Source organism: Candidatus Eremiobacteraceae bacterium, from assembly GCA_036511855.1.
GTDB lineage: Bacteria > Vulcanimicrobiota > Vulcanimicrobiia > Eremiobacterales > Eremiobacteraceae > JABCYQ01.
Map to the genome: position 1 here is coordinate 19,613 of DATCBN010000065.1, position 13,365 is coordinate 32,977.

Here is a 13,365-nt window from a genome sequence, read left to right on the forward strand (position 1 = left end):
AAAGCGCCGTGCATCTGAAGCACGCGCGCCGGAACAATTAATTTTTAGGAATTGCTAGGCCCGGGGGTGGCCAAGGTTCAAGTCTACTGCACTTCAGGACGGTCGGAGGACAAGCGATGAATCGATTTGCGACAGTTCTGCTTTTCGCAATCGCAGCGTTTTCGATCGCGGCATCCGCGCCCGATGCGGCGCGCGCCGAACCCCGTTTGTATCCGACGCTTGCCCCGTTCCAGTTCATGGTCGGATCGTGGCAATGCAAGTCGTGGACGGCGGCGAGCGGCCGCGCCGCACCGCGTCTCGACGCGATTACGGCACGATATTCGGTCGAAGGCGGCGGTGCCGCACTTGGTCAGCACGTGATCGGGCCGGACTACCGGACTTTCGAACTGTTCGGTTATCAGCCGTCGTCCAAACGGATCGTGACATCGGCGTACGCCGACGACGGTACGCAGGTGCTTGCGTCATCTCCCGGATGGGCGGGCAATGCGATCACGCTATCGGGCAAGCTTCAACGCGGCTCCCTCGACGCGGACCTGCGGGATATTATGGTCAGATTCACCGACCGCCGCTTCACCGATACGACGGAGATCCGCGAACGCGGGCGCTGGAAGACCGTCGCGAACAGCGACTGCAACAAGCGCTAGCGACCATCCCGTTTTTTGTAGGAGGGCAAGCATCGCTTGCCCAGATGGGTGAGCGTTGCTCACCCTAGTACGCGATGCTTGCCCTCCTACATCAGTCGGTTCTACCTCGTCTTGACTTGGTACGCGAACTCGATCGTGCGGAACGGAAGATTGAAGCGCTCGGTCGCGGCCGAGCCGAAGAACGGCGTGTAGTCGCCGTTGCTCGCGCTTGCGAAACGGTTGAGCGCCAACGGGTAGCCTAATCCAACTTCGTTGCGGTAGTCGGCGTGGCTCTGGAAGACGTTGTTGATGTTCATGCTGATCAGGCGGTCAGCGCCGGCGGGCATCGACAAGTCGAAGTCGGAGTAGCCGTAGGCGGGCAAGTTGTTCGCATTGTTTTCGGAGAGATGGTAGGTCGATAGGCGCGCCTCAACGCCTCTTCCAAATGCGTAGTCGAACGCGTACGAATATTTGTGCAGCGGCACATTCGGGAGCTGCGATCCGGGAATGAACGACACGCTGCCGCCGTGGGCAGGATCGATGAGCGCCGGCTCTTGGGATTGAAGGACGGCCGACTGCGTGTCGTACGAGTAGTCCAACGACATGCCGCCGATCAGATGCTGCTTACCGGTCAGTTCGATTCCCCGCGCAAACGTGTGGCCGATGTTGAGGTTGCCGCCCAACCCGAGAAGTGCAAGCGCTTCTTGCGGCGAGACGCCCGGACACAACGACGAGATGGCGTTGGCATAAGGCGTCGGATCGAACCCTAGTACCGGCACTTCGGATAGCGGCACCGTCACGCCATAGATCTGATTGAATAAGTTCGTGTTGTACAGACTCAGCTGGGCGATGGAATCCCCGCCGAACCGGCGCCCGTAGCTCAACTCCATATCCGAAGCGCGCTCGGGCCGCAGCGCCGCCGACGGAACGTTGCCGATCTGATTGAGCGACGTGCACGACACGCCGCCGCCGGTGAAGGCGCCAAGGGAGCTCGGCGAAGTCGGCTGATCGAGATCTTGCGGCGTGGGCTGCGTTGAGGTCTCACCGCCCGCCAATCGCCAGACATCATTCGTGTTCGACCACACGAATGCGATGCGCGGGTCGAAGTACGACGTGTTGGTGATCGTCGAGTGCTTGAACCAGGCATTCAGGTACGTGGTCAGCTTCGCATCGGGCTTGTGATAGGCGTCGCGCAAGAAGAACGCGGTGTCGTGCGTGACGGGCGCCGTTATGGTCGCGCTCACCGGGGCGCCGCGGTATTCCCGGTACAGCGACGAGGTGTTCTCGTAGAAGAACCCCACCCCGATATCGTTTGCGGTTCCGCTGAAATCGTCCGCGATGCTCGCGCCCGTGTTGGTGTCCTGGTCGACGTGCCACGACGGGTCGGGGGTCGTGCACGGATAGATCGGATTTCCGCTGTCATCGGTGCCGCACTGGTCCGGCCTGCCAAACGTGCGGTCGTAGTTGTGGATGTAGAAGTTGGAAAACGTGTCGACCGTGAGCGTGCCGCGACCGAGCTTCGTATCCAAGCCCAGATGGTAGTCGTTGCTGTGGTACGCTTGCCAAGCCGGACCGGCGCCTTGATAGCCGAAATTGGCCTTCGCAAACGACTGCGGCGTTTGGCATTGCGAGCCGCCGTCGGGGTTTCCGCTGCGGTCTTTGCCCGGAGTGCCGCCGCCGTTGTTGAAGCCGACCGTGAACGTGTTCGGATTCGCTAGCGTGCACGGATCGGCACCCGAGCCGATCGCGGCCGCTAGATTCCCCTGGCCGGCGGCGAGCTCGACTTGATAAGGCAGATAGTCGTTGTCGCCGTTGCCCGTTTTGTCATCCCACTCGTTGCTCCCTAAGTAGGCCGCGGTGAGATGGGTGTTCGGATTCACGTCGTACACGAGCTTCATCAGTCCGCTCTTGTTCACGAAACTCGTGTCGTCTTGATAGACGCCGAGCGCGCGGGTCGACGGGTTGGTCGCATACTGATCGAACGATGCCGACGCCTGATAGAAGTTGTCGTGCTTGAACGGTCCGTCCAGACCTTGCGTGCCATAGGCGAGCGCATAGCCGAGCTTTCCGCCGCCGAACGTTCCGGTGCTCTGCACTGCTGAAGAGAGCTTGTCGAACGTGCCGAAGCTCTGGCTGAACGTGTTTTCCGGCGTCCGCGTCGGCGCGAGGGTCTCCATGTTGATCACCCCGCCGATCGCGTTCACGCCGTACAGATTGCTGCCGGAACCGTAGAAGACGTTGATCGCGCGCAGGCCGAACACCGGCGAGAGCTCGTAGTTGTAGTCGCCGCGCGGACCGATCGGATGGCCGTCGATCATCGTTAACGTCTCCAACGTGCCGATGCCGCGGATGTTGAGCGAGACGTCGTCGCCCGGCTGCGATGGATTGCCGCCCTGCAGGCCGGGAAGCTGCTGGAGGTAGTCGGATGCACGATAGTAGCCCTGCTGCTGAAGCGACTGCGCCGACACCGTGCGCGAAATCGTCGCGGCCTTTTGTAAGGACTGCGACGCGCGCACGGTCGTGACGCCCAGCACCCGGGCGCCGCTGTTCCCGCCCTGCGTGCGGTTGATCGCGAGCGTCAGGCCGCTCAGATCGCTGCCGTCGACGATGAATATCTCCGACTCAGTCGTCTCAAAGCCGGTGCGCGACGCGATTATGGAATATTCACCGACGGCGAGCGACGCGAATTTGAAGTAGCCGTTGAGAGCGGTGACCGTCGACATCGACGTAGGTCCCGCAGTGACGAGCTTGACGTTCGCGAGCGGCAATCCCGACGTCGCATCGACGACGATTCCCGATACGCTATGCGCGGTCGCGGGTGTTGCGGTCGGAGCCGCGGGAGTGTCGGCCGCCGCGGCTGCACTTCCGAATGCAGCGAGCAATATTGAACTGATAATAGCTGCGAAGTTGCTGGACATGGCGAGGCCTCCATTCAAACTCCGAATGATTCTAGATTGAGTATGGAGGCGGTTGATTAAGGTATCATAATCGTGCCGTTAAGATGGCTTAAGAACACGACGCCGCTCGAGCAGCCCTTTGCCTAGGGCGTGATCTTGAACCCCTGTACGAAATCGCCGGCCGTTCCCGACCAGGCAGCCCAGACGTCACCGGTCTTGGTGTCGAACGCGAGGGTATGCACGTCCGGATCGATCTGACGCGTGCCGACCAAACGCACGCCCGTCGAACCGCCGTCGTGAAAAACAGTGATAAAACCGCCGCCGGCACATCCGATGTTATGCCGGACGGCATCGACCATGCACTGATCCGTACGCCGCCCGAAAGTAAGGCTTGCGACGTGCGTTCCGTCGAGGTCGTAGACGGACAAGACGCCGTTCCTCCCCGCGACGTACACGTGGCCGCGCTCGCCATCGAGTCCGAGACCGTGATTGCTAACGATCTCGGGCGTCTTCACGGTTTGAACCACGCGCAGCGTCTCGGGATCGATCACGACGAACTCGGAGAGGTTCGCGATGTTCTGGTAGAGCTTGTGCGTGCGGGGATCCACCGCCATGTACTCGGGTTTGTGGCCGGGGAGCGCGACCGTGCCGGCGAGTTTCATCGTGCGCGAGTCGACCACGAAGATCCGCGTGCCGTCGTCTTCATCGGCGTATATATGATGGTACTTCGCGTCGTAGACGGTCGCATCCACGAGACCCGGAACCGCGACCGATGAGACGACCGTCATCGCGACCGGGTCGATGTCGTTCACCGTCCGTTTTTCGCTGTCGCCCGTGTAGACGTGCCCATTCTCGGGGTTCACCGCGACCCCGTGGAGCAGTCCGACATCTACCTGTCCGAGGACCGCGCCGGTGTCCGCGTTGACGACCGTGAGCGCACCGCTGCCCGTGTGCGCTGCGAAGATGCGGCGCCTGTCGGCGTCCGCGCCTAGATAGTCAAAGCCGCTCTCGATGATGATCTTTTGCGGTGGGAATGCCGGAACGATAGCCACGATCGCCTCCTTATAGAACTCGAGTTCGCGCTCGACAGCGGCGTCAGAGTTCGCGAGACGAGTGCCGGCATACCCGCAAGGTTAAGAAGACTTAACCTTGTCTCGCGGGCAGTGGACGGGCGTTGTCAGAGCGGCAGTTCCATTTCATCGGATTGGGAGAATCCCATGGCCGCGTAGACGTGACGCCCCAACTTCGACGTTCGCAAGCGCACGATCACGCAGCCGTGTTCGCGCGCCCAATCGATGCACCGCAACGTCAGCGCCGTCGCAAATCCTTTTCGCCGTTGCTGCGGTTCGACATAGACGTTGCTGACATACGCCGACGGCTGTCTGAATATCTCACTTCGATGATTCACGAGTTTGTACACCGAGGCCAAGCCGCAAAACGAGTCGCCTCGCTCGGCAACAAAAGTCGCCGAAGTACCGGCGGCCATGCGCGTTCGGTAGAACTCGACGAAACGGTCGTGCAGTTGACGGTCGACGGGAGCGTTCTCGTCGTCTTGCAGTTCGCGGGTCATGCGCTCGCGCATATCGGCGGCGAGACCGAGTTCGGGCGGTGTGATGAGCCTGATCGCGATGTCCGTCATGCGACCGATTTTCGCCACGCACGGCCTTCTCGCTTCCAGCCGGCTATTTTGATGGGCGAGCGACGATGCGTAAAGGGCTGCGGTGTACGCTCAAATAACTAAAAATAACATGATGACGAATATTGTTCGCGGCGCCGCGCTATTTGCGGGCGCGGTCTTGGCTTTTGTGACGGCGGTAGCCGCTTCCGGCGCGCCGGTCCCTGCAGGGGCAGCCGGTCCGGTGAACCCGGCTTTTCTCTCCGGCTTGCATTGGCGGCTCGTCGGTCCTTTCCGGGGCGGGCGCAGCGTGGCGGCGACCGGCGTGCCGGGCAATCCGACACTCTTCTATTTCGGCGCCGTCGCGGGCGGCGTCTGGAAGACGAACGATGCCGGCCGCACGTGGAAACCGATCTTCGACGGCCAGCCGATCGCGTCCATCGGCGCGATTTCAGTCGCGCCGTCAAATCCGAGCGTCATCTACGTCGGATCGGGCGAAGCCGATATGCGGTCCGACATCTCGTACGGCGACGGCGTGTACAGGTCGGTCGACGCGGGCGCGACGTGGCAGCACGTCGGGCTGGCGGACACGCGACAGATCGGGCGGATCATCGTCGACCCGACAAATCCCGATATCGCATTTGTCGCCGCGCTCGGACATGGCTATGGGCCGAACGCGGAGCGTGGTGTGTTCCGGACCACCGACGGCGCCAAGACGTGGCAAAAGGTCTTGTACAAGGATGAGAACACCGGTGCGATCGATCTCGCTTTCGATCCGGCCGATCCGCACACGGTTTTCGCGGCTTTGTGGCAGACGCGCAGACCACCGTGGAGTGTCTATCCGCCGTCCAACGGCCCGGGCACGGGTTTATACGTGTCGCACGATAGCGGCGCGACGTGGCTGCACATCACCGGACACGGCTTCCCATCCACGGGTCTCGGCCGGATCGGCATCGCGATGACGCCGAGCGATCCAAATCGCGTCTACGCGATCGTCGACGCAAAAGCCGGCGGACTTTACCGCTCGGACGACGGTGGCGCGAACTGGAAACTGCAAGATCCCGACCAGCGGCTGTGGGGACGCGGCTGGTATTTCTGCAGCATCGTCGCGGATCCAAAGGACGCCGACACCGTGTACGTGTCCGACACGGCGTTTTACCGTTCTAGCGACGGCGGCACTCACTTCACGGCGATCAAGGGCTCCCCCGACGGTGACGATTTCCACCAACCTTGGATCGACCCCACCGAACCGGCGCGCATGGTCCTTGCGAGCGATCAAGGCACGAGCATCACGCTGAACGGCGGCGTCACGTGGAGTTCTTGGTTCAATCAGCCGACCGGCCAATTCTATCACGTCGCAACCGACGACCGGTATCCGTTCGATCTCTTCGGAGCGCAGCAAGACAACGGCGCGGCGGTCGCCGCCACGCAATCCGATGCGCTCGGGCTCACATCGTCGGACTGGAGCGCCATCGTCGCCGGCGGTGAGAGCGGCTCCATCGCGCCGGATATGGACGATCCGGACATCGTCTACGGCGATAACGTCACGAAGGAAAATCTCGCCAATCATCAGATCCAATCGCTCGATCCGACGATAACCTACAAGCAGCTCTTCCGGGATGAGTGGACGCTGCCGCTCATCTTCTCGAAGACCGATCCCCGCGTGCTCTACTACGGCCGTCAAGTCGTGTTCCGCACGGCCGACGGCGGCGCGACGTGGCGCGCGATCAGCCCGGACCTGACGCGGCAAGACCCCGGCGTGCCGGCCACGCTTGATGCGCCGACCGCCGCGGATAACTTGGGAACGGGACCTCGGCGCGGCGTCGTTTACACGATCGCGCCGTCGCCGATCAAAGGCGGCGAGATCTGGGCCGGAACAGACGATGGGAAGATATGGATAACGCAGGATGAAGGCGGACGGTGGCGCGACGTCACGCCGGCACAGCTCGGGCCGTGGAGCAAAGTCGGCATCATCGAAGCGTCCGCGTACGATTCCATGACCGCGTATGCGGCGGTGGACCGCCATCGTCTCGACGACGTGCGGCCCTACATTTACCGTACGCATGACGGGGGCAAGTCGTGGCGACTCGTTTCCACCGGAATTCCGGTGGGCGCGTTCGTCAACGCCGTGCGCGAGGATCCCGTGCGGCCGCGCTTGCTGTATGCCGGCACGGAGCTCGGCGTCTACGTATCGTTCGATGATGGCGCACGTTGGCAGCCGCTGCAGCTCGACTTGCCAGTGACTCCGGTTCGGGATTTGGCGATCCGGCGCGGGTCGCTGGCGATCGCCACCCACGGGCGCGGATTTTGGGTGCTCGACGACCTGTCGCCGCTTTATCAAGTGACATCGCGGATGGCCGCCGACCAGACCCGACTGTTCGCACCGGAGATCGCCGTGCGCGTGCGGCCGCATGGCGATCCCGGCGAACGGCTGCCGCCCGAAGAGCCAGCCGGCCAGAACCGTCCGGTCGGCGCCTACATCGACTACTTCATAGGCCGTTCCGCCGCGAACAAGCCGGTCGTGCTCGACATCCGCGACGCCGCCGGCTCGCTCGTGCGGCGTTTTGCGAGCACCGATCGAGCACGGCCGATCGATGAAGACTCCCTGGACTTTCCATCGTTTTGGGCGGTGCCCGTTGCACCGCCGTCGGCCGCGCCCGGCATGCATCGTTATCTATGGAATTTCGCCTACGCCGCGCCGGATATTTTGGGCGAGCCCCCATTCGGTCCGGGAGGGCAAGACGGCGTGACCGCCGCGCCCGGGACGTACACGGTTAGCCTCTCGGCCGGAGAGCGCACGTACTCGCAACCGCTCACCGTCGAGGCGGACCCGCGCGTCAAGGTCTCTACGGCCGATCTGTTGGCCCAATTCCGCCTTGCGCGCTCGATCGAAGCGTTGCGCGTGCAGGTGGCGCTCTCCACCGCGCGAGCAAAGGCCGCGCGCGCTCGGTCCTCTGCGACGGACCGAACGCAAAAGCAATTCGATGCGATCATCGGTGGGCCGCCGGAAGGCAGCCCCGACAATTCGGTGGGAACGCCATCGCAGGATTATTCAAGCCTGTGGTACGTGGACGGCGCCTTACAGACGCTCTCCGGTCTTGTGGAAAGCGCGGACACGGCGCCGACCGCCGATGAAGTGAAAGCATTCACCATGGACAAGGCGATCTATGATTCGGATGTGCGGCGCCTCACGGCCCTGTAGGAGGGCAAGCATCGCTTGCCCAGATATGTAGGAGCCGACCTTTATGGTCGGCTCTGCTCACCCCTACGATTCGAACGCGACGGTTAATCGTGCTCGATGACCGCTTTCGCCGACGACTTCTTCGACTTCGGCGGCAGCGGAGTCCAGTGATGACGGAAGTGCTGGTTGTTGTACGCCACGTCGAAGTTAGACGTGAGCTGCTGTCCGAATTGCGGGATCGCGAGCCCGCCCGCGGGCACGTACATCGCCTCGTCAAATACTCCGCCGGTCGGCGCGTTCGCCACGGCGAACACGCTCCACGCCAGATCGTTGACGAACCCGGTGGTGATATAGTCACCAACCATGAGGCCGTTCTGGCTCTGCGGCAGCCAGTCCAGTTTCATGGGACCGGCCAACACGATCGCCGGATTCCAGCTCGATCCGCCGTTGTGCGATGAGACGAACCCGACGCCCAATTGGCACGTGAACTCGGTGCAATTCACGTTCGAGAAGAAATAGAAGTAGACGCCGATGTTGGCCGTCTGTCCGGATGTGCCGGGCTGAACGCCAAATCCGGGGTCAAAGTGGTCGACGACGGAATCTTTCGCATCGATCGGCACCCGCTTGACCGGCGTCCACGTGAGGCCGTCCATCGACGTCGTATACACGATGTCGTTCGAGGTGCAATTGAAACCCCGAAACCGGCAGTCTTCCCAGGAGACGTAGATCTTGCCGTTTGCGTCCATGGATGCCGACGGAAGCGGGCTCGCGCGGACTCCGCCGGGATCGCCGCCCCAAAAGACTTCAGCCACGTTCACGAGGCCCGACCAAGAATGGCCGCCGTCGGTGGACCGATAGGCGCCGATCCCCTCGCCGCCTTCAATCGGAACGATGACCGTGCCGTTGGGTTGGACCAGCGGTTCGCCGCCCAGGCCCGCGTCTTGATTTTGGGTGGTGAGCGGACGCGACCATGTGGCGCCCCCGTCCGACGATTTGCTCATCATGATGAGATCGCCGCCCGCGGGTTCATCCCATTCGTTGTAGCAGTGACCGTAAAACGGACTCGTCGGCGTGTTGTCGCACGTGACCCAGTTCTTGTCGGCCGACTGCGTGCGCGGTGCTATGCCGACGGGTCGAAGCCAGTGGATGCCGTCGGATGATCTGCTGATGAGCACGGCCGGCGACGATGGTAGATTGTTGGAGATCGGCAGCGAGCTCACCAGCCAGACGCCATGTCTGCGGTCGTATGCGACGGAAGGATCGCTCACCGCATCGTATTTGTTGTTTGGATTCTGAGCCTTCGTGATGCCCGGCAAGAAACCGAATTTCCACGTCGCGCCCGCATCTTTCGATGTGGCCCAACCGATGTCGGCACCGCCGCCGTCCACGACACGGCCGGTTTGAAACGCGCTGACGATGATGTTGCCAAAGGTCGTCGTCTCTGGCTCCACTTCCGTCTTGTGCTGGCTTGAAGGATTGGTGAACGGGTCGGCGCTCACTTTTATGAGAGTGGGCGCCGCAAAAACCGGCGCCGCCGATGATGCCACGCTCGACGTGACGAGAACCGCAACAGCGGCCACGAAGATGGCTGATTTATGATGCACGCTAAAATCGCTCCTCCTATGAGTGGTTCTCGACGAGGTACGGTCGATGCAAGCAGGTTCCCTTCGCGCACGACAACGCCCGCGACCTACGGCACGGGCGTTGGGGCTAATGGCTGGGCGGTCTACTTCGCGGATCAGGGCGAGAGCACGCTGTCGTACCAGCGCGCGAGATCGGACTTGAATTGTGCGAGTGCGGTGACGTTCATGTACACCATATGGCCCGATTCATAGAATCCGTAGGTGATGTGGTTGCGCAGCGACGGATCGAGCGCCATATGGTTGAGCGTATACACGGTCCCGAAGAACGGCGTGGCCATGTCGTAGTAGCCGTTTGCTGAAAATACGCGCAGGCGCGGATTTTGCGTCATCGCGTCATGCAGATCTTGGACCACGTCGGGGATGGGTATCTGGTTGCCGTCGATGTTGTGCTTGAGGTCCCATTTCTGGTTGACGCCGACGTCCAGCGGGTCGTAGATGAGATCGGTCTGATATTTCAGCGAAGTGCGCACATAGTCGTTGAAAGCCGACACTTCGGCAGACGCCGAACCGGAGCTGCCGGGATCGTAGTCCGGGAAGCTGCCCACGGCCCTACCGTCGATCCCGAGGTAGCGGGCGTCAAGCCGGCCCGTGGTGCGGTATTGATCGCGCAGAAGCTCTTTTTCAAACTCGCCGGCTTCGACGCGCAGGTCGGCATGCCGGTAGAATTGTTCGCTGATGCCGGTGAATTCATAAAGCTTGTGGACGACGTCGTCGCGCTCGCTCTTCCCTAGGCTCGCGCCTTTGAGCAGCGCATCGGCATATTCGCCCAACGCGAAGTCCTCGACTTGCTGCACGAGCGCCGTGAGGCTGGCAGGTCTATGCGGCAATTTGTTGTGGTACCACGCGACGGCGGCCTCGGTCGGCAAGTACCCGATATAGGCCGCGTCGAGCCCGTCGCCGTCTATGAACTCGGTGCCGTAGTTCAACGCGGACGAGAGCAAAACCACGCCGTTCAAGTCCATGCCGCTTTGCTGCAGCATGTTCGACAGCACGGCCGAGCGTGTGGTGCCGTACGATTCTCCGAACAAGAATTTCGGCGAATTCCAGCGGCTGTTCTGCGTGATGTACCGTTGGACGAACTGCCTGAACGCGCGTCCGTCCTGATCCACGCCGTAGAATTGATCCGGCGTGGAGCCGCCCATGAGCCGGCTAAAACCGGTGCCGGGCGCGTCGACGAACACCATGTCGGTCTTGTCGAGCAGGCTGTATTCGTTGTCGACGAGACTGTAAGGCGCTGGGCCTGTGAACTGCGCGTTGGCGATGACGACGCGCTTTGGACCAAACGATGCCATGCGCAACCAGACAGTAGACGAACCCGGACCGCCGTTGTAGAAAAACGTGACCGGCCGCGTGCTCAAGTTCGAGATGCCGTCAGCGGTGTACGCGACGTAGAACATGCTGCAGGTCGGCCCGCCCTTGGCGTCGCGCAGCGTGATCGTGCCGGCGGTCGCCGTGTAGGGAATGGTCTTTCCGGCCAGCGTCAGCGAATCGTGGGTCGACGAGTCGCCGGTCTCTCCGCCTGCCGCGGGCGCAGCCGCCGGCTGCGGTGATGCAGGACCGGGAGGAGCGGCCGCGGCGAACGCGGGCGCCGCCGCGCCGAACAGCATGGTGAATGTGAGGACTGCAAGCAACGATTTCATCTGTGCTCCAAACGGGGTCGTTTCGCGGCGAATCATGAGTGCAGGACCGAATCGTACCACTTGGAGAGGTCCGACTTGAACTGTGCGAGCGCCGCAGCATGCAGATACACCATATGCCCCGAGCCGTAGTACCTGAAGGAGATGTTGCCGCGCAACGTTGGATCGAGCGCCATGTGGTCGAGCACGTATTCGGTCGCGAAGAACGGCGTGGCCATATCGTAGTACCCGTTCGCGGAAAACACGCGAAGCTGAGGATTTTGCGTCATGGCGTCATGCAGGTCTTGGACGACGTCCGGCCACGGGATCTGGTTGCCGTCGATGTTGTGGGTTTGATCCCAATCCGGGCTGATTTCGCCATAGTTCGTCGCCTTGTAGAAAAGGTCGGTCTGATACTTGAGATCGCCGCGCACGTAGCTATTGAACGCGGACACGTATGCCGATGCAAACGCGGTATCCGCAGGGTCGTAGTCGGGCGTATCTCCCGTGGCTTTGCCGTCGATGCCCAGGAAGCGGCCATCGAGACGGCCGGTTATGCGAAACTGATCGCGAAGGAGTTCTTTCTCGAATTCACCCGGCTCTACGCGCAGATCCGCGTGGCGATAGAAGTCTTCGCTGATGCCGGTGTACGAGTGCAGTTTGCGGGCGATCGCACTTCGGTCGGCATCGCTCAGCGTGTTGCCCTTAAGCAGCGCGTGGGCGTAGTCGCCTAAGGCGAATTGCCGGACGTCGCGGAGAAACGCGGCTTCATCGGGCGGCCGGTTGGGAACTTTGTTGTGATACCACGCGATTGCGGCCTCCGTCGGCAGATAGCCTATGTATTCGGTGTCGAGCCCGTCGCCGCCGAAGTCGGTCGCATAGTTGAGAATCGTCGAGAGCAGGACGACGCCGTTGAAGTCCATGCCGTCTTGTTGAAGCAGATTGACGAGGACGGCGGAGCGAGTCGTGCCGTACGATTCGCCGAACAGAAATTTCGGCGAGTTCCAGCGCCCGTTCTTTGAGACGTAGGTTTCGACGAACTGCTTGAACGCACGGGCGTCTTGATCCACGCCGTAGAAGTCGGCGGGTTTGGAGAACCCGACGAGCCGGCTAAAGCCCGTGCCAGGCGCATCGACGAACACGAGGTCCGATTTATCCAACAAGCTATAGCTGTTATCGACGAGCCGGTAAGGAGCGGGCGCCGTGTGCTGTGCGTCCGCCGAGAGCACCCGTTTCGGAGCGAACGATCCCATTCTCAACCAGACGCTGGACGAGCCGGGGCCGCCGTTATAGAAAAATGTGACCGGCCGCCGGTTGAGGTCGACATTGCCGTCCTCGGTGAAGGCGGTATAGAACATGCTGCACGTGGGTTTGCTATGCGCGTCTTTGAGCACGATCGTTCCGGCCCGCGCTGAATATCGGATCTGCCTGCCGTCGATGCCGAGCGTCGCGTGCGTCACGGAATCCTTCGACGCGGGCACCGGCAGCGGCGAAGGTTTTTGCGACGGCGAATCGTCGTCTGCGAATGCGGCGAGGCTCGAACCCAAAAACGCGCACAAAGCGAGAATACCGAGTGCTGCTTTCACGATGACTCCAAAACGAGATGAAGCGGGCCGCGCTGGCGGTCATCGCGGCGTTCGCATCGTGGAATGAACGGACCTTCGCATCGCGCCGCGATCGCCGACACCGCTACTTGTTGTGCGTCATAGTGCTGAGGAAAATGGCGCGGGCCGGGTATCAGGCTTCTGCAAGCTCGGTACCGCTTCGCAGTGCGATGAATCGTTGGACCC

Annotated in this window: 8 protein-coding genes; 2 read left to right on the forward strand and 6 right to left on the reverse strand. The window is 61.9% G+C overall.

Features of this window, described 5'->3' with window-relative positions; all coding sequences use genetic code 11:
- The first annotated feature begins 116 nt into the window (after positions 1-116).
- Positions 117-644, forward strand: a complete 528-nt coding sequence (locus tag VII69_08730) for a hypothetical protein (GenBank protein HEY5095184.1) — start codon at positions 117-119, stop codon at positions 642-644.
- Positions 645-745: 101 nt separating this feature from the next.
- Here the strand turns inward: VII69_08730 and VII69_08735 are convergent, their stop codons facing one another.
- The 3 genes from VII69_08735 to VII69_08745 form a co-directional block, all read right to left on the reverse strand.
- On the reverse strand, positions 746-3,541 hold the full coding sequence (locus VII69_08735) for a TonB-dependent receptor (protein HEY5095185.1): 2,796 nt from the start codon (positions 3,539-3,541) through the stop codon (positions 746-748).
- Between the two features lie 122 nt (positions 3,542-3,663).
- Positions 3,664-4,572: a hypothetical protein gene (locus VII69_08740; protein HEY5095186.1), complete on the reverse strand. Its 909-nt coding sequence runs from the start codon at positions 4,570-4,572 to the stop codon at positions 3,664-3,666.
- Between the two features lie 125 nt (positions 4,573-4,697).
- Complete coding sequence (locus VII69_08745) at positions 4,698-5,177, reverse strand: GNAT family N-acetyltransferase (protein ID HEY5095187.1); 480 nt, start codon at positions 5,175-5,177, stop codon at positions 4,698-4,700.
- Between the two features lie 91 nt (positions 5,178-5,268).
- Between VII69_08745 and VII69_08750 the strand changes: the two genes are divergently transcribed.
- Positions 5,269-8,337, forward strand: a complete 3,069-nt coding sequence (locus VII69_08750) for a hypothetical protein (GenBank protein HEY5095188.1) — start codon at positions 5,269-5,271, stop codon at positions 8,335-8,337.
- A gap of 83 nt (positions 8,338-8,420) precedes the next feature.
- On the opposite strand, the gene VII69_08755 is transcribed toward VII69_08750, so the two are convergent.
- The 3 genes from VII69_08755 to VII69_08765 all read right to left on the reverse strand — a co-directional run bounded on the left by VII69_08755 (position 8,421) and on the right by VII69_08765 (position 13,161).
- Entirely contained in the window at positions 8,421-9,920 is a 1,500-nt protein-coding gene (locus tag VII69_08755) for a sialidase family protein (protein ID HEY5095189.1), read from the reverse strand.
- 134 nt (positions 9,921-10,054) lie between these two features.
- Positions 10,055-11,635 carry a hypothetical protein gene (locus tag VII69_08760; protein HEY5095190.1) on the reverse strand — a complete coding sequence of 527 codons (1,581 nt, stop codon included), beginning with the start codon at positions 11,633-11,635 and terminating at the stop codon, positions 10,055-10,057.
- Positions 11,632-13,161 carry a hypothetical protein gene (locus VII69_08765; protein HEY5095191.1) on the reverse strand — a complete coding sequence of 510 codons (1,530 nt, stop codon included), beginning with the start codon at positions 13,159-13,161 and terminating at the stop codon, positions 11,632-11,634. The genes VII69_08760 and VII69_08765 overlap by 4 nt, the downstream gene beginning before the upstream one ends.
- Positions 13,162-13,365: the final 204 nt, after the last annotated feature.